Raw genomic sequence first — 21,635 nt, forward strand, 5'->3', positions numbered from 1 at the left:
CTCACGCAAGGTGTCGTCCGTTATCGCCGGACGAGAAGCACTTTTTCAGCGGGGACGGAGTCCGGACAGGAGCCTTGACGATGATGCAGATTTTCCGTGTCGCTGGCTTTGGCGCGCTTGGCGTGTTGTTGGTCACATTGACCACCTTGCCGTCCGCCGCCCAGGCACAGTCTGCGCCCACCCCAGCCGCACCGAAGACCGAAACCTTCGGCAACTGGTCCACCACTGTGGACGAGATCGATACCGGTGGGGATCTGCGCAAGACCTGCGTCGCCTCGACCGCCTTTCTCGACGCGAGCGGTACCAGCGGCACGCTCACGCTTGCCATCTCGAACGGCGATGCACTGCCGCCCAATGGCTATCCGACCCTCGTCATCGCCATGAAGAACAAGGACTTGCCGACTGGCGAGAACATTCCGGCGGTGTTCGGCGATGGCGACGGCAAGGTCAAGGCGACCGTCGATGCCATGGCCGGCGGCGGAAAATGGATGTTGAACAACAAGCCCGAGATCAGCCTGGCGCTGCTGCGTGCCATGCGCCGCGCCAGCGCGCTCGACGTCATATTCGCCGACACGCCGGTCGCGACCGTATCGATGGACGGCTTCACCAAGGCCTATCGCAGCCTCGGCGTGTCATGTGGGTTCCCGACTGCTGACATCGCGCCGTAATCGGCCGGTATTGCCGTTGATGCTGGCAATTTTCCCCGCGCCTCGCTATCTCTGAGGCGCGACCCGATACTTTGCCATCGCGGCAAAAACCTCTAAGCCTTCGCTCTACGAGATTCGCGAACACAAGGCTGCCCATGCGCTGTCCCTACTGCCAGTCCGAAGATACGCAGGTGAAGGATTCGCGCCCCGCCGAAGACGGCGCGGCGATCCGCAGGCGGCGCGTCTGCCCCGATTGCGGCGGCCGCTTCACCACCTTCGAACGGGTGCAGTTGCGCGACCTCGTTGTGGTGAAGAAGTCCGGACGCAAGGTGCCGTTCGACCGCGACAAGCTGCTGCGCTCGGTCGAGATCGCCGTGCGCAAGCGCAATGTCGATCCCGAGCGCATCGACCGCGCGGTGACCGGCATCGTGCGCCAGCTCGAAAGCTCCGGCGAGACCGAGGTCGCCTCGGGCGAGGTCGGCCGCCTGGTGATGGAGGCACTGAAGTCGCTCGACGACGTCGCCTATGTGCGCTTCGCCTCGGTCTATCGCAATTTCCGCGAGGCCAAGGATTTTCACGACGTGCTGGGTGAGCTTAAAGGTGACGAGCTCAAGGAAGAGGACGCCGGCTGAGCATGGCAAGGCGCAGCCAAGCCGAGCAAGAGGTTCTTGATCGCCGCTTCATGGCGGCGGCACTGAGGCTGTCGCGGAAAAACGCCGGGCGGACCTCGACCAACCCTTCCGTCGGCACGCTGATCGTGCGCGACGACGGCGCCGGGCCGATGATCGTCGGCACCGGCGTCACCGCTGTCGGCGGCCGGCCGCATGCCGAGACCGAGGCGCTGGCGGAGGCCGGCGAGCTCGCACGCGGCGCCACCGCCTATGTCACATTGGAGCCCTGCGCCCACCATGGCCGCACCCCGCCTTGCGCCAGTGCACTGGTCAATGCCGGCGTCGCGCGGGTGGTTGGGGCTGCGAGCGATCCCGATCCACGCGTGTCCGGCAACGGCTATGCGATCCTGCGTGCCGCCGGTGTCGAAGTGGTCGAAAAGGTGCTCGTGGCAGAAGCCGCCGAGCAGATGGCCGGCTATCTCATTCGATCTCTGAAAAAACGTCCGGAAGTGATCCTGAAACTTGCGATTTCCAGCGATGGCAAGATCGGCATGGAAGGCGCGGGGCAGGTCTCGATAACCGGCGACATCGCCCGGCGCGAAGTCTATCTGATGCGCGCCGAAGCCGACGGCGTGTTGATCGGCATCGGCACGGCGCTGGAGGACGATCCGGCGCTGACGGTGCGGTTGCCGGGGCTGGAGAACCGCTCGCCGGCGCGCATCGTGCTCGACCGCCAGATCAGGCTGCCGGAGACGTCGAAACTGGTCGCCGGCCTCGACCGGGTTCCGCTCTATGTCGCCGCCTGTGCCGAAGCCGATCCGCACCGGCGCGCCGCGCTCGAACGCGCCGGCGTGCGCTTCATCGGCACCGAGACGTATGAAGGCGATATTGCGCTGCCGGAACTGCTTGAGGATCTTGCCGCACTCGGCATGGCGAGCGTGCTGGTCGAGGGCGGCGCCAAGGTGGCCAAGGCTTTCCTCGCCGAAGGGCTGGTCGACCGCATCGTGCTGTTCCAGGGGCAGGAGCCGATCGGCAGGAGCGGCATTGTATCGCCCATCGACGCCAACCATATCCCGGCAGGATTTCGCAAATTGCGCGACATGCGTTTCGGCGAAGACAGCTACGCGGAATGGATAAGGGACATCTGATGTTTACCGGGATTGTCACCGATGTTGGTACCGTCGCTGCCGTGAAGCCGTTGAGAGAGGGCGTCGGCTTGCGCATCGACACCGCCTATGACCCGCAGACGATCGCCATTGGGGCTTCGATTTCCTGCGGCGGCGTCTGCCTGACGGTGACGGCGCTGCCGGAAAACGGCGCCAATGCGCGCTGGTTCGAGGTCGAGGCCTGGGAGGAGGCGCTCAGGCTGACGACGGCGATCGGCTGGAAATCCGGCACCAGGATCAATCTGGAGCGGGCGCTGAAGATCGGCGACGAACTCGGTGGCCACATCGTTTCAGGCCATGTCGACGGCATGGCCGAGATCGTTGCGCGCAAGGAGGAGGGTGATGCCGTGCGCTTCACGCTGGAAGCGCCGCGCGATCTGGCCAAATTCATCGCACCCAAGGGCTCCGTCGCGCTCGACGGCACCTCGCTCACCGTCAACAAGGTCGAAGGCACGCGCTTCGACGTGCTCTTGATCCATCACTCGCTGACGGTGACCACCTGGGGCGAACGCGATGTCGGCGACCGCGTCAATCTGGAGATCGACACCATGGCCCGCTACGCGGCGCGCCTGGCGGAGGCCGCGAAAGAGGGGCTTTGATGGCCCTGCCGGAGAGCGGCGTGGTCTCATACGGTTGTCCGAACAGGACGAGCACCTCGGATCTGATTGGCGCCTTGTTCCGTTTCGTTAGCGCTGCCCCTCACCCGCCTGCCGGCGACCTCTCCCCGTAAACGGGGCGAGGGGCGCTGTCATCGATGGTTTCGCCAATCATCAGCGTTGCAAGAAGGGCGCCGGCGATGCGGCCAGCCTCTTTCGCCCCGTTTACGGGGAGAAATGCCCGGCAGGGCAATGAGGGGCAGCGCCGGCTTCGGAGGAAACCAATAATCAGGCACGTCCGCATCTCCACCAATCTTCTGCTTGCGATCAAACCGGCTTCGGCCTAAGTCACCGGCGATCCCGGAGACATCTATGGCTGGCACATCCCAACACGGCAAAGCGTTCATTCGCCCGAAGAAGAAGGCCCACCTTCTTGTCATCGAGGCACGCTTCCATGACGACCTTGCCGACGCGCTGCTCGAAGGCGCGACAAGCGCGCTCGAGGAAGCGGGCGCGACATACGACGTCGTCACTGTTCCGGGCTCGCTCGAAATTCCCGCAGTGATTTCCTTCGCGCTCGACGGCGCCGCCGAAGGCGGGCTGAGCTATGACGGCTTTGTCGCCCTCGGCACCGTCGTGCGCGGCGATACCTATCATTTCGACATCGTCGCCAATGAATCGAGCCGTGCCCTGATGGACCTGTCCGTGCAGGAAGCGGTCTGCATCGGCAACGGCATCCTGACCACCGAAAATGACGAGCAGGCCTGGACGCGGGCCAGGCGTTCGGAAGGCGACAAGGGCGGCTTTGCCGCGCGTGCGGCGCTGACCATGATCGCCCTCAAGCAACAGTTGGGAGAGCGGTCGTGAGCGAACCCGCATCGCCCGGCCAGCCCGCGGTGCGCCACGCCAACAAGCGCGGTGCAGCCCGTCTGGCCGCCGTGCAGGCGCTCTACCAGATGGATGTGGCCGGCAGCGGCGTCTTCGAGATCACCGCCGAATACGAGGCGTTCAGGCTCGGCAAGGAAGTCGACGGCGCGCTCTATCGCGAGGCCGACGCGCAATGGTTTCGCGCCATCCTCGCCGGCGTCGTCGAGAACCAGAAGACCATCGACCCGATCATCCGCCAGGCGCTGACCGAGGACTGGCCGTTGTCCAGGCTCGATTCGACGCTGCGCGCCATATTGCGCGCCGGCGTCTACGAGCTGATGAAGCGCGAGGACGTGCCGGTGGCTGTCATCGTCTCGGAATATGTCGATATCGCCAAGGCGTTCTACGAAGAAGACGAGCCGAAGCTGGTCAACGCAGTGCTCGATCGCGTGTCGCGCCGGGTGCGCGGCGAAGGGCGCGGCAAGGACGCTTCATGACGGCCGTCGCTATCGCCGAGGCCGGCAGGGAAGCGCGCCGCACGGCGCTCATCCTTGCCGCTTCGCAGGCGATCATCGGCTCGGCCGCACCCATCGCCATTTCCGTGGGTGGGTTGGCCGGATATTATCTGCTCGGCTCCGACAAATCGCTGGCGACGGCGCCGATCACCGGCTTCAACGTCGGCGTGGCGCTCGGCGCCCTGCCGGCAGCAGCCATCATCCGCTGGCTCGGCCAGCGCGACGGCTTCATGACCGGGACGATCGTCACTGCGCTCGGCGGTCTGGTCGCGACGCTGGCGCTATTTTACGCCAGCTTCTGGCTTTTCGCCTTCGGCCTGCTGGTGATCGGCATCGGCGGCGCCTTCGTCCAGCAATTCCGCTTCGCCGCCGCCGACAACGCACCGCCTGAATTCAAGGCGCGCGCCATCTCCTTCGTGCTGGCCGGCGGCATCGTCACCGCCATCCTTGGGCCGCAGATCGTCATCTTCACCCGCGAATTGTTTGCTCCTGTGATGTTTGCCGGCTCGTTTGCCTCCATCCTGGTGCTGGCGGCGGTCGGCGCTGCCATCCTGTCGTTGCTGCGCATCCCGGCCAAGGCGACGGGCAAAGCGGAAATCGCCGACAGCGACGCGCGGCCGCTCGCCGAGATCGTCACCAGGCCGCGTTTCGTTGCGGCGCTGTTTTGCGCCGTTGGCAGCTATGCGCTGATGAGCTTCGTCATGACCGGCGCGCCGCTCGCCATGGTCGGCTGCGGCCTGTCGACGGACGACGCCACGCTCGGCATTTCCTGGCATGTCATGGCGATGTTCGCGCCGAGTTTCTTCACCGGCTCGCTGATCTATCGCTTCGGCGCCGAACGGATTGTCGCAACCGGCCTTGTGCTGCTGATCGGCTGCGCCGTGGTGGCGCTGTCGGGCCTGGCGCTGTGGCAGTTCTGGACGGCGCTGATCCTGCTCGGCCTTGGCTGGAATTTCGGCTTCATCGGCGCCACCGCCATGGTCGCCGACAGCTACCGGCCATCGGAAAAGGCCAAGGTCCAGGGTTTTCACGACTTCGTCCTGTTCGGCTCCGTCGCCTTCGCCTCGCTGATGTCGGGCGCGGTCTACAACGCCTGGGGCTGGGAGATGCTGAACTGGATCATCTTCCCGGTGACGGTGCTGTGCTTCGTGGCGCTGGGCGTGCTGAAGATGACCGCGCGGCCGACCAGCTCATGACCCCGAACCGAAGGTTCGGAAAGGATCATGCGCAAATCAAAAGTTCTGTAGTGACATGACGCTGTCGGGATCAGACAGCAGCGGACTCACCCGCATCCGAACAAAATTATTGCCCCCATCCCCCTTCTTATGAAACCGTGTGCCCCGACGGGGCATTGAAGCCATGCTCATATGCGGCAGCCGCAGTCCGGTTCTCAGCAAGGGATTTGTGAAATGTTTTCAGTCAAGGTTCTGGCCGGCGCGGCACTGGCGCTCGGCATCACCGCGGCCTCGGCGAGCGCTCAGGTGGTCGTGTCGTCGAAGATTGACACCGAAGGCGGCGTGCTCGGCAACATCATCCAGCTGGTGCTGAACGCCAACAACATCCAGACCACCGACCGCATCCAGCTCGGCGGCACTCCTGTGGTGCGCAAGGCGATCACCGCCGGCGAGATCGACATCTATCCGGAATACACCGGCAATGCCGCCTTCTTCTTCGAAAAGGCCGACGATCCGGTGTGGAAGGATGCCGCCAAGGGCTATGAAACGGCCAAGAAGCTCGACTACGACGCCAACAAGATCGTCTGGCTGTCGCCGTCGCCGGCCAACAACACCTGGGCGATTGCGCTGCGCAAGGATGTCGCCGAGACCAACAAGCTGGCGACGCTGTCCGACTTCGGCAAATATGTCTCCGGGGGCGGCCAGGTGGTGCTGGCGGCCTCGGCCGAATTCGTCAATTCGGCTGCCGCGCTGCCGGCTTTCCAGACCACCTATGGCTTCACGCTTAAGCCGGACCAGCTGATCACGCTCTCCGGCGGCGATACGGCGGCGACCATCGCCGCCGCGGCGAACCAGACCAACGGCGCCAACGCCGCCATGGTCTACGGCACCGACGGCGGCATCGCGCCGTCCGGCCTGATCGTGCTCGAAGACGACAAGGGCGTGCAGCCGGTCTACCAGCCGGCGCCGATCATCCGCGAGGCGGTGCTGAAGGAGCATCCCGAAATCGAGACGCTGCTGAAGCCGGTCTTCGCCAAGCTCGACCTCGTCACCCTGCAGGAACTGAACGGCCGCGTTCAGGTCGGCGGCGAGCCGGTCAAAGGCGTCGCCGAAGACTTTTTGAGGAAGAACGGGTTTTTGAAGTAGTCAGCCCGTTTGGAAATGACGCCGGTGCGAGGCGCGCCATGACCACCCGCTTCGACAAGCTCGGCGTGGTCATCGCCGCGATCGTTGCCTATGCCGCCTTCGCGGCGCCCTTTGCCACCTTGCGCGCCAATCGCATCGTGCCGGGCGAGGCGCGCTCGATTCTTGAAGCGCTGCCGCCGACGCTGGGGCCACTGCTGCTTGCAGTCGTCGTCGTTGCGGCGGTCGTCGCCTTGCTGAAAACGCCGCTGGTACCGCGCCTGGCCGCCAGCGTGGTCGCGCTTGCCGCACTGGCGCTGCTGATCGGCGTCGCCGGCAGCTTCCTGACGCCTGAGGGCAACAGCTTTGCCCGCATCTCGCCGGCTTCGGGTTTCTGGCTGCTCATCTTCGCCTTTACGCTTTTGCTCGCCGATGGGCTGACGAGGCTGAACCTGTCGCCATCGGCGCGGATCGGCGTGCTCGTCGTCGCGGCAGCGGCGATCGGCATGCTGCTGGTCTCGGGCAGTTGGAACAGTCTGTCGATCCTCAAGGAATATGCCAACCGTGCCGACAGTTTTTGGGCCGAAGGCTCCAAACATGTGACGCTGGCGTTGGGCTCGCTGGCAGCAGCGGTGTTAGTCGGCCTGCCGCTCGGCATCCTCTGCCACCGCGTCGAAAAATTGCGGGCCGGCGTGCTCAACGTGCTGAACATCATCCAGACCATTCCCTCGATCGCGCTGTTCGGACTGTTGATCGCGCCGCTCGGCTGGGTCGCCACGCATGTGCCCGGCGCGGCCTCCCTCGGCATTCGCGGCATCGGCACCGCGCCCGCCTTCGTCGCCCTGTTCCTCTATTCGCTGCTGCCGGTGGTGGCCAACACCGTGGTCGGCCTTGCCGGTGTGCCGCGCGCCGCCAACGACGCCGCGCGCGGCATGGGCATGACCGAGCGCCAGCGCCTGTTCGGCGTCGAATTTCCACTGGCCTTCCCGGTGATCCTCACCGGCATCCGCATCGTGCTGGTCCAGAACATCGGCCTTGCCACCATTGCCGCGCTGATCGGCGGCGGCGGTTTTGGCGTGTTCGTGTTCCAGGGCGTTGGCCAGACGGCGATGGACCTGGTGCTGCTCGGCGCCGTGCCGACGGTGGCGCTGGCCTTTGCTGCCGCCATCATTCTCGACGCGGTGATCGAAATGACCTCCACCAGGCGACGCGAGGCACAACCGGCATGATCGAGATCGAAGGCATTACCAAGCGCTATGACGCGACGACCGTCGTCGACGACGTGTCGATGGTGATCGAGCCGCGCACCATCGCCGTCATCGTCGGCACCTCCGGCTCCGGCAAGACGACGCTGCTGCGCATGATCAACCGGCTGGTCGAGCCGACCGCCGGCGTGATCAGGCTCGACGGCGCCGACAACCGCTCGCTGCCCGGCTACGAACTGCGCCGCAGCATCGGCTACGCCATCCAGGGCCATGGACTGTTTCCGCATCGCACCGTGGCGCAGAACATCGCCACCGTGCCGGTGCTGCTCGGCTGGGACGCGGCCCGCATCAAGCGCCGTGTCGACGAGTTGATGACGCTCTACCAGCTCGATCCCCAGGCGTTCGGGCCACGCTATCCGCACGAGCTCTCCGGCGGCCAGCAGCAGCGCGTCGGCGTCGCCAGGGCACTTGCCGCGGAGCCGAACGTGCTGTTGATGGACGAGCCGTTCGGCGCGCTCGACCCGATCATCCGCAACAAGGCGCAGGAGGACCTTCGGGCGATCCAGAAGCGCTTCGGCACCACCATCATCCTCGTCACCCATGACATGGAGGAGGCGGTGCGTATGGGCGACAAGATCGCGGTGATGGATGCCGGCAAGCTGGTGCAATATGCCAGGCCCGCCGAGATCCTGGCGAAGCCGGCCAGCGCCTTCGTCGAGACCCTGGTCGGCGCCAGCGAAAAACCGTTCAGGCTGCTGTCGCTCGGCCGGGTGCGCGACGCCGTGGAGACGGGCACCGCCGAAGGCGAGGCGATCCCCGCCGACGCCAGCCAGCGCGATGCGCTGGCCGAACTGTTGTGGTCGGGACGCCCGGCGTTGCCGGTGACAGGCGCGGATGGCAAGCCGCTCGGCCGCGTGACTGTGGATGGGCTGGTGAAACGCGCGGCGAGGCCGGCATGAAAGAGGCCGGTGTAAAAGCCTGGCTTCCGTCACTGCTCAGGCTTGCCCTGGTGGTGCTGCTCATTGCGTTCGTGACCAATCCGGGTTGGTTCGAGCCGCTGCTGAAGCCGCTGACCGAGAGCAACGCGCCGGCAATCTACAACCAGGGCAGCCTGTTGACGCTGATGCTGCTGCACCTGAGGACCGTGCTGATCGCGACGGTGGCGGCAACCATCGTTGCCGTGGCGCTCGCCATCCTGGTCACCCGGCCGGCCGGCGTCGAATTCCTGCCGCTGTCGCGCAGCCTGGTCAATATCGGCCAGACCTTTCCGCCGGTGGCGGTGCTGGCGCTGGCCGTGCCGGCCGTCGGCTTTGGCGAGAAGCCGACACTGATCGCGCTGTTTCTCTACGGCCTGCTGCCGATCTTCGAGAACGCGCTGACCGGGCTGACGACGCTGCCGGCCAATGTGGTCGAGGCGGCGCGCGGCGCCGGCATGACCGGCTGGCAAAGGCTGGTCAAGGTCGAGCTGCCGCTCAGCGCGCCGATCATTCTCGGCGGTATCCGGCTTTCGGTGGTCATCAGCCTCGCCACTGCGACGATCGGCTCGACCGTGGCGGCCAGGACGCTCGGCGAGGTGATCATCGCCGGTCTGTTGTCCAACAATCTCGCCTTTGTCCTGCAGGGCGGGCTGATCGTCGCCGCGCTTGCCGTGCTGATCTATGACGCGCTGTCGGCGATCGAGCGCTACACCGCACGCCGCATGGGGCAGGAGACGGCGTAATTAGCAAAACTCAGATATCGCCTTCGCTCGTCTCGGCCAGCGCCAAGAGATGTCGCAAGAGTCCTGTTTGAGCGGCCTGTTGCCGTGAATCGGGATCGAAAGGCGCACGATGCTGCCTTCCTTGCCGTAGATGTGATGACTGCCGGCAACACGCAAAAGCCTCCAGCCTTGCCGCTCGATGGCACGCGCAAGCTCCTTGCCGGAAATGGACTTCAAACAGCGATTTCCATGACCCGGCCGGGTTCTGAAGTGAAAGACAGCGGCTCTGCCGAGAGGCAGCCTTCGATTGCTTCACGCAAGTTCTCGACAAGTTCGTCCAAGGCTTCACCCTGGGTCGCGCAGCCGGGAATTGCCGGCACTGGCAGTCCAACGTCTGCAACGGCCAGCAGAAGGCTTTCATGTTCTCCATGACCATGCGGGCGGTGCTGCCCTTCGTGGTCGAACTGGACGGCGACCTGCGCGGAGGCTGACGACCGTCAGCCGATTTCAATCGATCTGATCGGGTGGCGGCGCTGGCGAGCGTGTTGCCGCCATTGCTTTTGCGCGAAAGCCGGGGGCTTTTGGGCGAAAGCCGGGCAAAAACCGAACAATATCTTGACGTTCGCAGCCCTGTTTCGCATAAGCCGATGCGAGGGGAGCGGATTCGGCGCGCGGAATCCGCTCCCCGTCTCAACGGCCCAGGGAGGGGTTCTTTTGGGTCATCAATCGAGGAAAATCCGGCAATGACCATAATTTTAGCTGTCATCGCCTGCGGTCTGCTTTCAGTCCTTTACGCCATCTGGGCGACAAAATCGGTCCTCGCGGCCGATCAGGGCAATGCACGCATGCAGGAAATTTCCGCGGCCATCCGCGAAGGCGCGCAGGCCTATCTGGCGCGCCAGTACACCACCATCGCCATCGTCGGCGTCGTGGTCCTGCTGCTCGCCTGGTGGCTGCTTTCAATCACCGCCGCCATCGGCTTCCTGATCGGCGCCGTTCTGTCGGGCGCCGCCGGCTTCATCGGCATGCACGTCTCGGTGCGCGCCAATGTGCGCACCGCGCAAGCGGCTTCCAACAGCCTCGCAGCCGGCCTCGAGATCGCCTTCAAATCGGGCGCCATCACCGGCATGCTGGTCGCTGGCCTGGCCCTCCTCGGCGTCTCGATCTATTATCTGATCCTCACCCAATTCATCGGCCTCCAGCCCAACGACCGCGTCGTCATCGACTCGCTGGTTTCGCTCGGCTTCGGCGCCTCGCTGATCTCGATCTTCGCCCGTCTCGGCGGCGGCATCTTCACCAAGGGCGCCGACGTCGGCGGCGATCTCGTCGGCAAGGTCGAAGCCGGCATTCCCGAAGACGATCCGCGCAACCCGGCCACCATCGCCGACAATGTCGGCGACAATGTCGGCGACTGCGCCGGCATGGCCGCCGACCTGTTCGAGACCTATGCGGTGACCGTGGTCGCCACCATGGTACTCGCCGCCATCTTCTTCGGCGGCACCGCCGTTCTCAGCGCCACGATGCTCTATCCGCTGGCCATCTGCGGCGCCTGCATCCTGACCTCCATCGTCGGCACCTTCTTCGTCAAGCTCGGCTCCAACGGCTCGATCATGGGCGCGCTCTATAAGGGCCTGATCGTCACCGGCCTGCTGTCGATCGTCGGCCTCGGCATCGCCACCTCGGCAACGCTGGGCTGGGGCGAAATCGGCACGGTCGCCGGCATGGTCATCACCGGCACCAACCTGTTCATCTGCGGCCTGATCGGTCTCGCGGTGACCGGCCTCATCGTGGTGATCACCGAATACTACACCGGCACCGACAAGCGCCCGGTGAACTCCATCGCCCAGGCCTCGGTCACCGGTCACGGCACCAACGTCATCCAGGGCCTTGCGGTCTCGCTGGAATCGACGGCACTTCCGGCGATCGTCATCGTCGGCGGCATCATATCGACCTACCAGTTCGCCGGCCTCTACGGCACGGCGATCGCGGTCACCACGATGCTCGGCCTCGCCGGCATGATCGTCGCGCTCGACGCCTTCGGCCCGGTCACCGACAATGCCGGCGGCATTGCCGAAATGGCCGGCTTGCCCAAGGAAGTGCGCCAGTCGACCGATGCGCTCGACGCCGTCGGCAACACCACCAAGGCGGTGACCAAGGGTTACGCCATCGGTTCGGCCGGTCTCGGTGCTCTGGTGCTGTTTGCGGCCTACTCCAACGACCTGAAGTTCTTTGCCGCCAATAGCGACAAATATCCTTACTTCCAGGGCATGGGCGACGTCTCTTTCGACCTGTCCAACCCTTACGTCGTCGCCGGTCTGATCTTCGGCGGCCTGATTCCGTATCTGTTCGGCGGCATCGCCATGACGGCTGTCGGCCGTGCGGCGGGCGCCATCGTCGAGGAGGTGCGCAAGCAGTTCCGCGAGGATCCGGGCATCATGGCCGGCACCTCGAAGCCGAACTATGCGCGTGCGGTCGATCTTCTGACCAAGGCGGCGATCCGGGAAATGATCATTCCGTCGCTGCTGCCGGTGCTGGCGCCGCTGGTCGTCTATTTCGGCGTGCTGCTGATCTCGGGCTCGAAGGCGTCCGCCTTTGCAGCCCTTGGCGCCTCGCTGCTCGGCGTCATCGTCAACGGCCTGTTCGTCGCCATCTCGATGACCTCCGGCGGCGGCGCCTGGGACAATGCGAAAAAATCGTTCGAGGACGGCTTTACCGACAAGGACGGCGTCAAGCATCTCAAGGGCTCCGAGGCGCACAAGGCCTCGGTGACCGGCGACACGGTCGGCGATCCCTACAAGGACACCGCCGGTCCGGCAGTCAACCCGGCGATCAAGATCACCAACATCGTCGCCCTGCTGCTGCTGGCCGTGCTCGCGCACGGCTGAGGCGGCTTGGCCTTCCGAGGCCGAGATCCACAACCGAACCCGCGGGAGCGATCCCGCGGGTTCGTCTATTTTGGACGTCCGGCATCAGGGAATTGACGCCCGTGACAACTCCAAAAGCTCGCGTTCAAGTCGTCTGCGGCCCGCAGCCTGCGACAATGGCTTTCTGTCTCAAAACAAAAACCCGCGGGATCGCTCCCGCGGGTTTTCGGTCGCCTGAGATGTTGCTGCTTCCCCTCGAAGTTAAAAGAAGGGAAGCAAAAAAGGATGAGAAGCCGATTCTGCCGGGATTGATCAGGTGCCGGGCGAGGCGCCGCCGCCGCCGGGGAGGCCGGGCGCCAGCTTGCTGGCGCCACCCATGATCTGGCTGAGGAAGTTCTGGTCCTTGCCGCCGGTCGGCGTGGTCCGCGAGATGAAGTCGAACACCTTGCCGTCCTTCAGGCCGTAATTGGCGATCTGGGTAACGCGCCCGTCCTCGCCGAAATAGACGGCCAGCACCTTCTGGTCGACCAGCCTCGGCTTGTCGAAGGCGACGTAACGCTTGCGCGTCTGTGAGATGTAGTAGAAGGCCTCGTTGTCGAAAGTCGCCTTGGTCGACGGGGTGCCGAGCGCCAGAAGCACCTGTTCGCGGCTCGAGCCGACCGGCACCAGGTCGATCGCCTGCTGGTCGATGACGTAGCCCTGCGTCAGCGTCTCGCTCGGATTGAGATCACCGATCATCTTTGACGAGTTGCAGCCGCAAAGCACCGAAGCTGCCACCAGCAGCGAGATCGCGCCGGCGGATCTCGGAAAAGCGGACCTGGGCAGAAAAGTCGACTTGATTTTCAGCGCGCGCAACTACAACTCCATTAGCTGGCCGCAACTTGCGCTGGGCCGCAAAACCGGTAAACCAGCTTGCTCGCCGATGCAACAAGGCCAATTCAACAAACGGTCCCCGGGAGACCACCCTCAATGTTCCAGCGCCTTTTTGGTCGCGAACGTCACGCCAACCGCGCTATCACCGAGGCGCTTTACGCACAAATCGTGGCAGCGGCGCGGCAAACCGTGTTTTATTCCGACTGGGATGTACCGGACACGCCGCTTGGCCGCTTCGAGATGCTGTCGCTGCACATGTTCCTGTTCCAGCACCGGCTGCGCGGCGAGGGTGGTGTTGCCGGGGAGGTCGCGCAGGTGCTGATCGACGAGTTCTTCATGGATATCGAGCATTCGCTGCGCGAACTCGGCATCGGCGACGTCGGCGTGCCGAAGCGCATGAAGAAACTGGCGAAGATGTTTTATGGCCGCACCGCCGCGTATGACGATGCGCTGGAACGAAACGACCATGACGCACTCGTCGCGGCGCTTGCCCGCAATGTCAGGCCAGATGCCGGCACCTGGCCGCAGGCGACGCATCTGGCCGGCTACGTCGCCGATGTCTCCAGGCGACTCGCGGAACAGCCGACCGAATCGATTGTTTCCGGCACTGTGGCATTCCCCGCGGCCAAACCTATTTAAGAAAACAAGCCTATTTAAAGGAAAATATGAAACACGCCGATTCCCAGAGCCCCGATCGCCAGAGCTCCGTGTCCTTCGTGGCCAACGTCGCCCGGCTGCCGCAAAAGGGACTGCCGGTGCTGATCGAGGCCGACGCCGCGCAGCGCGCCGCGCTGGCAGGCGAGCACGAGTTGCTGTCGGTCGAGAACTATCGCGCCGAACTGCTGGTGGCGCCATGGAAGCGCAACGGCGTCAAGGTCAGCGGCCGCGTCGAGGCCGATATCACCCAGGCCTGCATCGTCACCCTGGACCCGATCGAGGCGCATATCGACGAGGCGGTCGACGCACTGTTCCTGCCGGAGCAGTCGAAGCTCGGGCGGCAGGGTTTCGAGGGCGGTGGCGAGATAATGCTGGATGCCGAAGGGCCGGACAGCCCGGAAACATTTTCCGGCAATTCAATCGATGTCGGGGCGCTCGCCGAACAGTTCTTTGGACTGGCGATCGATCCCTATCCGCGCAAGCAAGGCGTTTCGATGGAGGCTGCCGACGATGCCGGGACTGCGGAAAGCGAATTTCAGCAAAAGCTGCGTTCCCTGCTGGGGAAATCCTGAAAACCCGACCCAATCGGAGAAAGCCGGTTGTGCGGCAGCCCAAAAACGCTATTTTCGCCGAACCTTCGCGAGCCCCAAACCCGTTGCCGGCGCCAGGCGCTCGCTCAAGCAAACTGTGAGATGAACACCGCGTGATCAGGATTTCCATCGATGCCATGGGCGGCGATCACGGACCAAGCGTGGTCATCCCGGCGCTCATGACGGTCGCGACCCGGCGTCCCGACATCCGCTTCGTCATCTATGGTCGCGAGGAGGCAGTGCGCCCCGAACTCGCAAAGCTGCCCAAGCTGGCGGAAGTCAGCGAGTTCATCCACTGCGAGATAGCAGTCCGGATGGACGACAAGCCGAGCCAGGCGCTGCGCCATGGCCGCTGGAAGTCGTCGATGTGGAAAGCGGTCGAGGCGGTCAAGGCAGGCACTGCCGACGCCTGCATCTCGGCCGGCAACACCGGCGCGCTGATGGCGATGTCGAGATTCTGCCTCCGCACCATGGCGACCATCGACCGTCCGGCGATCGCGGCGCTGTGGCCGACATTGCGTGGCGAAAGCGTGGTGCTGGACGTCGGCGCCACCATCGGCGCGGATGCGCATCAACTGGTTGATTTTGCCATTCTGGGCACTGGCATGGCGCGCTCGGTTTTCGGCATCGAACGGCCGAGCGTCGGTCTGCTCAATGTCGGCGTCGAGGAGATCAAGGGCCAGGAAGAGGTCAAGGAGGCGGGCCGCATGTTGCGCGAGGCCAACATGGCCTCGATGAACTACCATGGTTTCGTCGAGGGCGACGACATCGGCAAGGGCACGGTCGACGTGGTCGTCACCGAAGGATTTGCCGGCAACATCGCGCTGAAAACGGCGGAAGGCACGGTACGGCAGATCGCCGGTTACCTGCGCGCCGCGATGGACCGCACGTTGATGGCCAGGATCGGCTATGTATTCGCCAAGGGCGCCTTCGATCGCCTGCGCGAAAAGATGGATGTCGGCCGCTCCAACGGCGGGGTTTTCCTGGGTCTGAACGGCGTCGTGGTGAAAAGCCATGGCGGCGCCGATTCGGACGGCTTCGCGGCGGCGATCGAGCTTGGCTACGACATGGTGCGCAACAATCTGCTCGATCGCATCGAAGCCGATCTTGATCTGTTCCATGCGCGCAATCCGCATGCCCAGACATCCAGGAAATCCGACGTCGTTGCCGACGCAGAGGAATAGGAAAGAGCCTTGATCAGATCAGTCGTGCGCGGCACAGGCTCCGCGCTGCCCCGCCGCATCATGAAGAATGCCGATTTCGAAGGCATGGTGGAGACGTCAGACGCATGGATTGCCCAGCGCACCGGCATCCGCCAGCGCCATATCGCGGCCGACGACGAGACGACGGCTTCGCTCGGCGAGGCGGCGGCGCGCGCAGCCCTCGACAATGCCGGCCTGACGCCGGCCGATATCGACCTGATCGTGCTGGCGACCTCGACTCCCAACAACACCTTTCCGGCGACCGCCGTCGACATCCAGAACCGGCTCGGCATGCATCACGGCTTCGCCTTCGACATGCAGGCGGTGTGCTCGGGCTTCGTCTACGCGGTGACGACGGCCGACCTCTATATCCGCGGCGGCCTCGCCAAACGCGTGCTGGTGATCGGCTCCGAAACCTTTTCGCGCATCCTCGACTGGAGCGATCGCTCGACCTGCGTGCTGTTTGGCGACGGCGCCGGCGCGATGGTGCTGGAAGCAGGCGAGGGGGCGGGCGGCATTGCCGACCACGGCGTGCTGGCTGCCAGCCTGCGCTCCGACGGGGCTCACAAGGACAAGCTGTTCGTCGACGGTGGAGCTTCGACCACCGGAACGGTGGGCCATCTCAGGATGGAAGGCCGCGAAGTGTTCAAGCACGCGGTCGGCATGATCACCGACGTCATCGAAGCGACGTTCTCAGCTGCCGGGATCACCGCTGAAGATCTCGACTGGTTCGTGCCGCATCAGGCCAACAAGCGGATTATCGACGCTTCCGCCAGGAAGCTCGGGATAGCGGAACAAAAGGTGGTGGTTACCGTCGATTTGCACGGTAACACCTCGGCTGCCTCGGTGCCGCTGGCGCTGTCGGTGGCGGTCGCCGACGGCCGCATCAAGAAGGGCGATCTGGTGCTGATCGAGGCGATGGGCGGCGGCTTCACCTGGGGCGCGGTCCTGGTTCGCTGGTAAGTGCCGAACGGACCGGTTCGGTCCTTGACCTTGCCGGATCAATTACTTAGGCTCTATCTTTGCTTATATAGAGTTATGTTTTTTGAGCTGATGGGGACGGTTCGCATGGGGGGAAAGACACTTACGCGCGCCGATCTTGCTGAAGCCGTTTATCGCAAGGTTGGCCTGTCGCGTACTGAATCGGCCGAGCTCGTCGAAGCGGTTCTGGACGAGATCTGCGAGGCGATCGTTCGCGGCGAGACGGTGAAATTGTCGTCGTTCGCAACCTTCCATGTCCGCTCCAAGAACGAGCGCATCGGGCGCAACCCCAAAACCGGCGAGGAAGTGCCGATCCTGCCGCGCCGCGTGATGACCTTCAAATCGTCGAATGTGCTGAAGAACCGCATCCTGCGCGCGCACCAGATCAGCAAGGCCAAGGGCAGCAAATAGCGCCTGCGCTTCTAAGCCCGGTTGAAAACGGTCGCCTGCTTTGACGCCGGGCTTGAATATTGTTTCATAAACCGCTGAAATAAGGCTCGATTCGGCACAACAAGCCGGATCGGAATGACTCTTTGTTGAGCATGATCCTGGCCGAAAACCGTTTTCCCACTTTTCGGGACCATGCTCCAGCGTGAGGATTTCGCCCATGGACAAGAGCCCCGACGCTTTCCGCACCATCAGTGAGGTCGCAGAAGATCTCGACCTGCCGCAGCATGTGCTGCGTTTTTGGGAAACGCGTTTCAACCAGATCAAGCCGATGAAGCGCGGCGGCGGCCGCCGCTACTACCGGCCCCAGGATGTCGAACTGATCAAGGGCATCCGCCACATGCTCTACGATCAGGGATACACGATCAAGGGCGTGCAGAAGCTGTTGCGCGAGAACGGCAATCATTTCCTGGTCGCCATCGGCAATGGCGACATGGCGGCCGTCGAGGCGATCTCGCAGCGCCGGCAGGCCGATGCGGTGCCGTTGACGCCGGCGGCCCAGCCGCGCGGCGCCGATGACGAGATGCTGGTCGGCGAGCCCAAGGTGAAACCCAGCCGGCGCTTCTTCGGCCTGGGCAAGACCGACGACGAAGGCCCGGTGCAGCCGGGCACGTCGAAACTCTCGCGCGACAATCGCGCTTTGCTGCAGGAGGCGCTGTTCGACCTTCTGGAATGCAAGCGCCTGCTCGATCAGGTGCGCTAGCGCATGGCCCCGGGATAGCGACTGCATAGAACTTCACGCGGGTCGCATGAATCGCTTCTGACGCGACGCGCTCTGGGGCCCGATCGGTCGCGGCAAAACCGGAACCGGTTTTGCGATCGTGCGTTCCTTCGCAAAAGAAGGAAGCCTGTCATGGTATCATTTTCGACCCTCTCCGACATCGATCTTGAAAAACAGGTCGCGGCCCTCTCCAGGGAACTGGCGGCGCTGAGGAAAGCCGTTTCCAGGCGCGGCAGCGCCTATTACGAGGACGGGCGTGACACCGCGTCGGACTATTACTCGGACCTCGCCGAGCGTTTTAGTGACGCTCTGCCTGCGATCAGGAGGCATGGCAGGGTGATAGAGAAGACGGCGCGCGATCATCCCGCGACAGCGGCCGCAGTCGGTCTGGTTGTGGTCGGGCTCGTCGCCAGCCTGTTCCTCAGCCGCCAGCAGAAAACGTCGCGAACGAGATCGAGATCGGCACGTTGAGACAAGAAAATGGCGGCGCGGACGGCCGCCATTTTCGTTGACCAAAAGGTCGATCAGCGCGCGAGCTTGAGCTTGTTCTTCGGGCTGACCTGCGCGGTCTGGCTGCATTTGCCGTAGACGGTGCCGTTGGAGTCGGTGGCGTCCGTATAAGTACCCTTGCAGTCGAGCTGCAGCACCAGGCAGTGACCCGCGCCCTTGCAAACCGCGCCGCCGCCGCTCGGATGCGTGCCGTTGGCGAAGGCCGAGCCCGGCAGTGAAATCGAGCCGAAGGCCGAGACGACGATGGCAGCGGTGAGCGACAGGCGCTTGAAGTTCGAGATGTTGGTCATTTGAGCATTTCCTTCTCTTGATCGAGGATCGCCGTCAGGGCGTCCTTCCGGTTGGGACGGCCTTTGTGGCGTCCATGCCGTGTTGGTGCGGCCCGGAGAGAAAAGGTTCACGCGTCGGTTCAAGAAAATTCGCAGCCCCTGACGCGTTCTGCGTGCTCCGGCTCCCGCTGCTGAGATTCGATCCTACAGCCGCTTGACAAGGGAGCGGCTCAGAACCGTCGAACAATTCGGCGATCGGCCAGTCAAAGACCCCGATCGAGATGACGGTCCCGTGCCGGTGCCGCCGAGGCCTGTGCCGGGCTGCGCCGATCGGAATCACGATGCCGTGACGGCGTTTTTGGCGCTTGGCAAATCACTATCGAGAGGGCATTCTCTGCGCCGTCTCAGGCAACTTCTTGATTTGATCAAACTCTTTAAATCCACGGAGTTGCCAAATGCCCCAAATAGCAACAAGCGAAGCTTTTTCCGAACTGTCGGCGACCGAAGCTGCGCCCGACCACAGCGCCCTTAAGGCCATCCGAGAAACCAGGGGATACAGCATGGAAGAGCTGTCCCTGACGTGCGGACTGTCGGTCGATGAGATCGCCGACATCGAGAACGGCAGGAATGCCGATTTGTCGAAGCTCAGGCGAATAGCCTCTGCGCTCCGGCTTCCGGAAAGCGCGCTGATCGATACGGCCGCGCTGACACAATCCGTGGAAAATCCAAGACCCGTCTCATAGCAGCGACGCCAGAGGATCAAGCCAACAAGCGAGGTGTGTTCTGGATTTGAAGTTCCTGAATGCTGACGACATCCACCAGAGCAGGAACTTCAAATCCACCATGCCGGGCATCGGCGTGATGGCCGCCGAATTCGGTTGACCCGAACCGCGTTATCACGATACATCGCGACCGGTCCGGAGTGTAGCGCAGCCCGGTAGCGCACTTGACTGGGGGTCAAGGGGTCGTCGGTTCGAATCCGGCCACTCCGACCATTAATTCCTTGAAATCCCTACGTCTTATTGAAGGCGCCCTCTGGCGCCTTTTTCCATTTTCGGAATGAAAGGCGCTCAAATCGCCCGTTTCGGAACCCGGAGTCCCGAAAAAGCCCCGAAGCGGACGCGCGAATGTTCTGCATTCGTGCGCCTCGGCGATTCCGGATTCGGTACCAAACCCTCTCTAAAGGAACCCGCGATGCGTATCCTTTCCATTGTGCCCACCGTAGACCTTGGCGATGGACGCTTTCCGTGCGCCGCCAAATTCGATGCAGAGATAACAGCCGACATCCGAATGTACGGAATGCGACTCTCCAGACGGGAGATACCTCACCTACGCTCCGTCCGCCGGAGCGAAAAGGTGCGCCACATTCTCTCCCGGCTTTGCCAAGGCTATCACGGCCGCAGCGACTGCGGCTTTTCACGGAGGCCGTGCAGCCAATGTCGGAATCTGAACCGGTCTCTCCTACTGGACCAAGAACGTGAAAGACCCACGAGATCCCGTCGGCAAAATCAAGCTCTCCGACCTAATGAACTACGACGCGAGGGCGACCTATAAGTACAAGATGCTCTGGGAATTCCATCTTGGCTGGTCGCATGCCGATTACGAACATACGTCGCTGGCAAGCGTGCGGAGGATCCGGGACACGTTCAAAGAGCGAAGCCCATTCGGCAAGACCATGTCGATTCAGCATATCAACGAAGGCAATCGCGACCTGTGCGCGTGGGGATACATGCGCGAGCTTGAAAAAGGCAAAGGCACCAAAGCCTCTCGTTTTTCCATAAATTGGGATTTGCTGGCGCTGGCGGCATCTGGCCGCTTCCCGCCTAGTGTTCACCTACAGGGTGACGCTAGCGAAATTGAATCTAGCGTTCACCCTGTAGGTGACGCAAGCCTCGATAGCGTTCACCCTGCAGGTGACGAAGACCTGTTTACTTCTACCCGGCTAAAGACCGGGTTAGAAGTAAACAGTAATGAAGTATCCGCGGCTGCGGACGCACCGGCTGCTGTCGCGCCGGGCGCCGCCGCGGGATTTGACAAATGCTGGTGCTCTTATGGCAAGTACGGCAGCAAGGTTGCCTCTAAAGCCGCGTGGGCAACCATCCAGAATCCGGATGTGGACCAGATAGCGGCGCGTGCTGCCTCGTGGTGCGCCTCAGCAAGACCTGGCCAGAAGCGCATGCCCTTCGAAAAATGGTTGGCCGATGAGAAGTACGACGAAGCCGATCGTAAGATCCCGACAGTCGTCAAGATGCCTCGCAAGAGGCCGGGCGCCACCAGGCGGGATGCGGAAATTGAAGACGTGGAGTTTGACGGACGGCTTTATCTAGTTACGTTCAGGTGGAACGATGCGCGGGTGGGTGAGAAAAAACAAAGTGCCCTCGCCATGTCAAAGGCTGCGTTCGAGTAAATGTTGCGCGACCTAGACGCCAGTTGCGCTGACGATATTCTGTACCGCCGCGTGCTCGCCAATTTTCACATCGCCGACGACGGCACAGAGACGGATAAATGGTATCGCTTTCCGGACGCAGCGAATGACAATCTGGTTCGTGATGGCGAAAGTGACGACGTAGCTGCCTATCGTAATTTGAGTTGGTAGTCATTGCGCGGGGCTAGCCATAAAAGGAGCGACGCACGAGAATCTAGTTTTTTCTAGCCTTTCCCTTGCAGTGGTGCGTCGGCACAACCATCTCCTGTTCAACTCGGGTCAGCCGAAGGCTTGGGATCACCGCACCGCTGATTTAAGGTCTGAAACGATCCCACTGCTGGTCTTGTGCGCGGCGTTCGGCTCATCAAGAGGCCCGTGCAAGGTAGAAGGAGAAGCCGCCACATGACGGTCTTCCTCGCTATCGAAACCAGCCAGTCGAACGGGACTACACGCCGCCTGGCCATGGGCATTACCTTGCCCTTGGTTTCGTGGT

At 63.2% G+C, this 21,635-nt stretch carries 25 protein-coding genes and 1 tRNA gene; 23 read left to right on the forward strand and 3 right to left on the reverse strand.

Features of this window, described 5'->3' with window-relative positions; genetic code table 11:
- Positions 1–80: 80 nt before the first annotated feature.
- From AC0L2V_RS03960 to AC0L2V_RS04010, 11 genes are all read left to right on the forward strand, one after another.
- Positions 81–668, forward strand: a complete 588-nt coding sequence (locus tag AC0L2V_RS03960; protein ID WP_473519500.1) for an invasion associated locus B family protein — start codon at positions 81–83, stop codon at positions 666–668.
- A 134-nt stretch (positions 669–802) separates the two neighbouring features.
- Positions 803–1,279 carry a transcriptional regulator NrdR gene (gene nrdR, locus AC0L2V_RS03965; RefSeq protein WP_023798407.1) on the forward strand — a complete coding sequence of 159 codons (477 nt, stop codon included), beginning with the start codon at positions 803–805 and terminating at the stop codon, positions 1,277–1,279.
- A 2-nt stretch (positions 1,280–1,281) separates the two neighbouring features.
- Complete coding sequence (gene ribD, locus AC0L2V_RS03970) at positions 1,282–2,406, forward strand: bifunctional diaminohydroxyphosphoribosylaminopyrimidine deaminase/5-amino-6-(5-phosphoribosylamino)uracil reductase RibD (RefSeq protein WP_473519501.1); 1,125 nt, start codon at positions 1,282–1,284, stop codon at positions 2,404–2,406.
- Positions 2,406–3,023 (forward strand): riboflavin synthase, encoded by a 618-nt coding sequence (locus tag AC0L2V_RS03975; RefSeq protein WP_473519502.1) that lies wholly within the window; start codon positions 2,406–2,408, stop codon positions 3,021–3,023. The genes ribD and AC0L2V_RS03975 overlap by 1 nt, the downstream gene beginning before the upstream one ends.
- 369 nt (positions 3,024–3,392) lie before the next feature.
- Entirely contained in the window at positions 3,393–3,887 is a 495-nt protein-coding gene (gene ribH, locus AC0L2V_RS03980) for a 6,7-dimethyl-8-ribityllumazine synthase (protein WP_473519503.1), read from the forward strand.
- On the forward strand, positions 3,884–4,384 hold the full coding sequence (gene nusB / locus AC0L2V_RS03985) for a transcription antitermination factor NusB (protein WP_023798402.1): 501 nt from the start codon (positions 3,884–3,886) through the stop codon (positions 4,382–4,384). Before ribH ends, nusB begins: the two co-directional genes overlap by 4 nt.
- Positions 4,381–5,598, forward strand: a complete 1,218-nt coding sequence (locus tag AC0L2V_RS03990) for an MFS transporter (protein ID WP_473519504.1) — start codon at positions 4,381–4,383, stop codon at positions 5,596–5,598. The genes nusB and AC0L2V_RS03990 overlap by 4 nt, the downstream gene beginning before the upstream one ends.
- Before the next feature lie 213 nt (positions 5,599–5,811).
- Positions 5,812–6,723: a glycine betaine ABC transporter substrate-binding protein OsmF gene (osmF, locus tag AC0L2V_RS03995; protein WP_473519505.1), complete on the forward strand. Its 912-nt coding sequence runs from the start codon at positions 5,812–5,814 to the stop codon at positions 6,721–6,723.
- A gap of 38 nt (positions 6,724–6,761) precedes the next feature.
- A complete protein-coding gene (locus AC0L2V_RS04000) occupies positions 6,762–7,928 on the forward strand; it encodes an ABC transporter permease (RefSeq protein WP_473519506.1) in 1,167 nt (388 codons plus the stop codon).
- Positions 7,925–8,863, forward strand: a complete 939-nt coding sequence (locus AC0L2V_RS04005; protein ID WP_473519507.1) for an ABC transporter ATP-binding protein — start codon at positions 7,925–7,927, stop codon at positions 8,861–8,863. The genes AC0L2V_RS04000 and AC0L2V_RS04005 overlap by 4 nt, the downstream gene beginning before the upstream one ends.
- A complete protein-coding gene (locus AC0L2V_RS04010) occupies positions 8,860–9,624 on the forward strand; it encodes an ABC transporter permease (protein WP_473519508.1) in 765 nt (254 codons plus the stop codon). The genes AC0L2V_RS04005 and AC0L2V_RS04010 overlap by 4 nt, the downstream gene beginning before the upstream one ends.
- On the opposite strand, the gene AC0L2V_RS04015 is transcribed toward AC0L2V_RS04010, so the two are convergent.
- Positions 9,625–9,840, reverse strand: coding sequence for a type II toxin-antitoxin system HicA family toxin (locus AC0L2V_RS04015; protein ID WP_473519509.1), 216 nt, complete (start codon positions 9,838–9,840; stop codon positions 9,625–9,627).
- 506 nt (positions 9,841–10,346) lie between these two features.
- Between AC0L2V_RS04015 and AC0L2V_RS04020 the strand changes: the two genes are divergently transcribed.
- On the forward strand, positions 10,347–12,488 hold the full coding sequence (locus tag AC0L2V_RS04020; RefSeq protein ID WP_473519510.1) for a sodium-translocating pyrophosphatase: 2,142 nt from the start codon (positions 10,347–10,349) through the stop codon (positions 12,486–12,488).
- A 291-nt stretch (positions 12,489–12,779) separates the two neighbouring features.
- Here the strand turns inward: AC0L2V_RS04020 and AC0L2V_RS04025 are convergent, their stop codons facing one another.
- Positions 12,780–13,322, reverse strand: a complete 543-nt coding sequence (locus AC0L2V_RS04025) for an outer membrane protein assembly factor BamE (RefSeq protein ID WP_473519511.1) — start codon at positions 13,320–13,322, stop codon at positions 12,780–12,782.
- Positions 13,323–13,436: 114 nt separating this feature from the next.
- Here AC0L2V_RS04025 and AC0L2V_RS04030 point away from each other — a divergent pair, with 114 nt between their 5' ends.
- The 7 genes from AC0L2V_RS04030 to AC0L2V_RS04060 all read left to right on the forward strand — a co-directional run bounded on the left by AC0L2V_RS04030 (position 13,437) and on the right by AC0L2V_RS04060 (position 18,409).
- Positions 13,437–13,979 (forward strand): ubiquinol-cytochrome C chaperone family protein, encoded by a 543-nt coding sequence (locus tag AC0L2V_RS04030; RefSeq protein ID WP_473519512.1) that lies wholly within the window; start codon positions 13,437–13,439, stop codon positions 13,977–13,979.
- A 26-nt stretch (positions 13,980–14,005) separates the two neighbouring features.
- Positions 14,006–14,569: a YceD family protein gene (locus AC0L2V_RS04035; RefSeq protein WP_473519513.1), complete on the forward strand. Its 564-nt coding sequence runs from the start codon at positions 14,006–14,008 to the stop codon at positions 14,567–14,569.
- Positions 14,570–14,700: 131 nt separating this feature from the next.
- Entirely contained in the window at positions 14,701–15,771 is a 1,071-nt protein-coding gene (gene plsX, locus AC0L2V_RS04040) for a phosphate acyltransferase PlsX (protein WP_023798389.1), read from the forward strand.
- Positions 15,772–15,780: 9 nt separating this feature from the next.
- Positions 15,781–16,752, forward strand: a complete 972-nt coding sequence (locus tag AC0L2V_RS04045; RefSeq protein ID WP_023798388.1) for a beta-ketoacyl-ACP synthase III — start codon at positions 15,781–15,783, stop codon at positions 16,750–16,752.
- Positions 16,753–16,857: 105 nt separating this feature from the next.
- Positions 16,858–17,181 carry an integration host factor subunit alpha gene (locus AC0L2V_RS04050; protein ID WP_023798387.1) on the forward strand — a complete coding sequence of 108 codons (324 nt, stop codon included), beginning with the start codon at positions 16,858–16,860 and terminating at the stop codon, positions 17,179–17,181.
- 196 nt (positions 17,182–17,377) lie between these two features.
- The gene (locus AC0L2V_RS04055; RefSeq protein ID WP_095485784.1) at positions 17,378–17,920 is read left to right on the forward strand and encodes a MerR family transcriptional regulator; all 543 of its coding nucleotides are present in this window, start codon (positions 17,378–17,380) and stop codon (positions 17,918–17,920) included.
- 150 nt (positions 17,921–18,070) lie between these two features.
- Positions 18,071–18,409 carry a hypothetical protein gene (locus AC0L2V_RS04060; RefSeq protein WP_023798385.1) on the forward strand — a complete coding sequence of 113 codons (339 nt, stop codon included), beginning with the start codon at positions 18,071–18,073 and terminating at the stop codon, positions 18,407–18,409.
- A 53-nt stretch (positions 18,410–18,462) separates the two neighbouring features.
- On the opposite strand, the gene AC0L2V_RS04065 is transcribed toward AC0L2V_RS04060, so the two are convergent.
- Positions 18,463–18,738, reverse strand: a complete 276-nt coding sequence (locus AC0L2V_RS04065; protein ID WP_473519514.1) for a hypothetical protein — start codon at positions 18,736–18,738, stop codon at positions 18,463–18,465.
- A 434-nt stretch (positions 18,739–19,172) separates the two neighbouring features.
- On the opposite strand from AC0L2V_RS04065, the gene AC0L2V_RS04070 reads away from it, so the two are divergent.
- The 4 genes from AC0L2V_RS04070 (at position 19,173) to AC0L2V_RS04085 (ending at position 21,313) form a co-directional block, all read left to right on the forward strand.
- On the forward strand, positions 19,173–19,460 hold the full coding sequence (locus tag AC0L2V_RS04070; protein WP_023798383.1) for a helix-turn-helix domain-containing protein: 288 nt from the start codon (positions 19,173–19,175) through the stop codon (positions 19,458–19,460).
- A gap of 175 nt (positions 19,461–19,635) precedes the next feature.
- A tRNA-Pro gene (locus AC0L2V_RS04075) sits at positions 19,636–19,712 on the forward strand.
- A 482-nt stretch (positions 19,713–20,194) separates the two neighbouring features.
- A complete protein-coding gene (locus tag AC0L2V_RS04080) occupies positions 20,195–21,124 on the forward strand; it encodes a hypothetical protein (RefSeq protein WP_473519515.1) in 930 nt (309 codons plus the stop codon).
- Complete coding sequence (locus tag AC0L2V_RS04085) at positions 21,125–21,313, forward strand: hypothetical protein (RefSeq protein WP_473519516.1); 189 nt, start codon at positions 21,125–21,127, stop codon at positions 21,311–21,313.
- The last annotated feature ends 322 nt before the right edge of the window (positions 21,314–21,635 follow it).

This window comes from Mesorhizobium sp. WSM4814, from assembly GCF_055811595.1.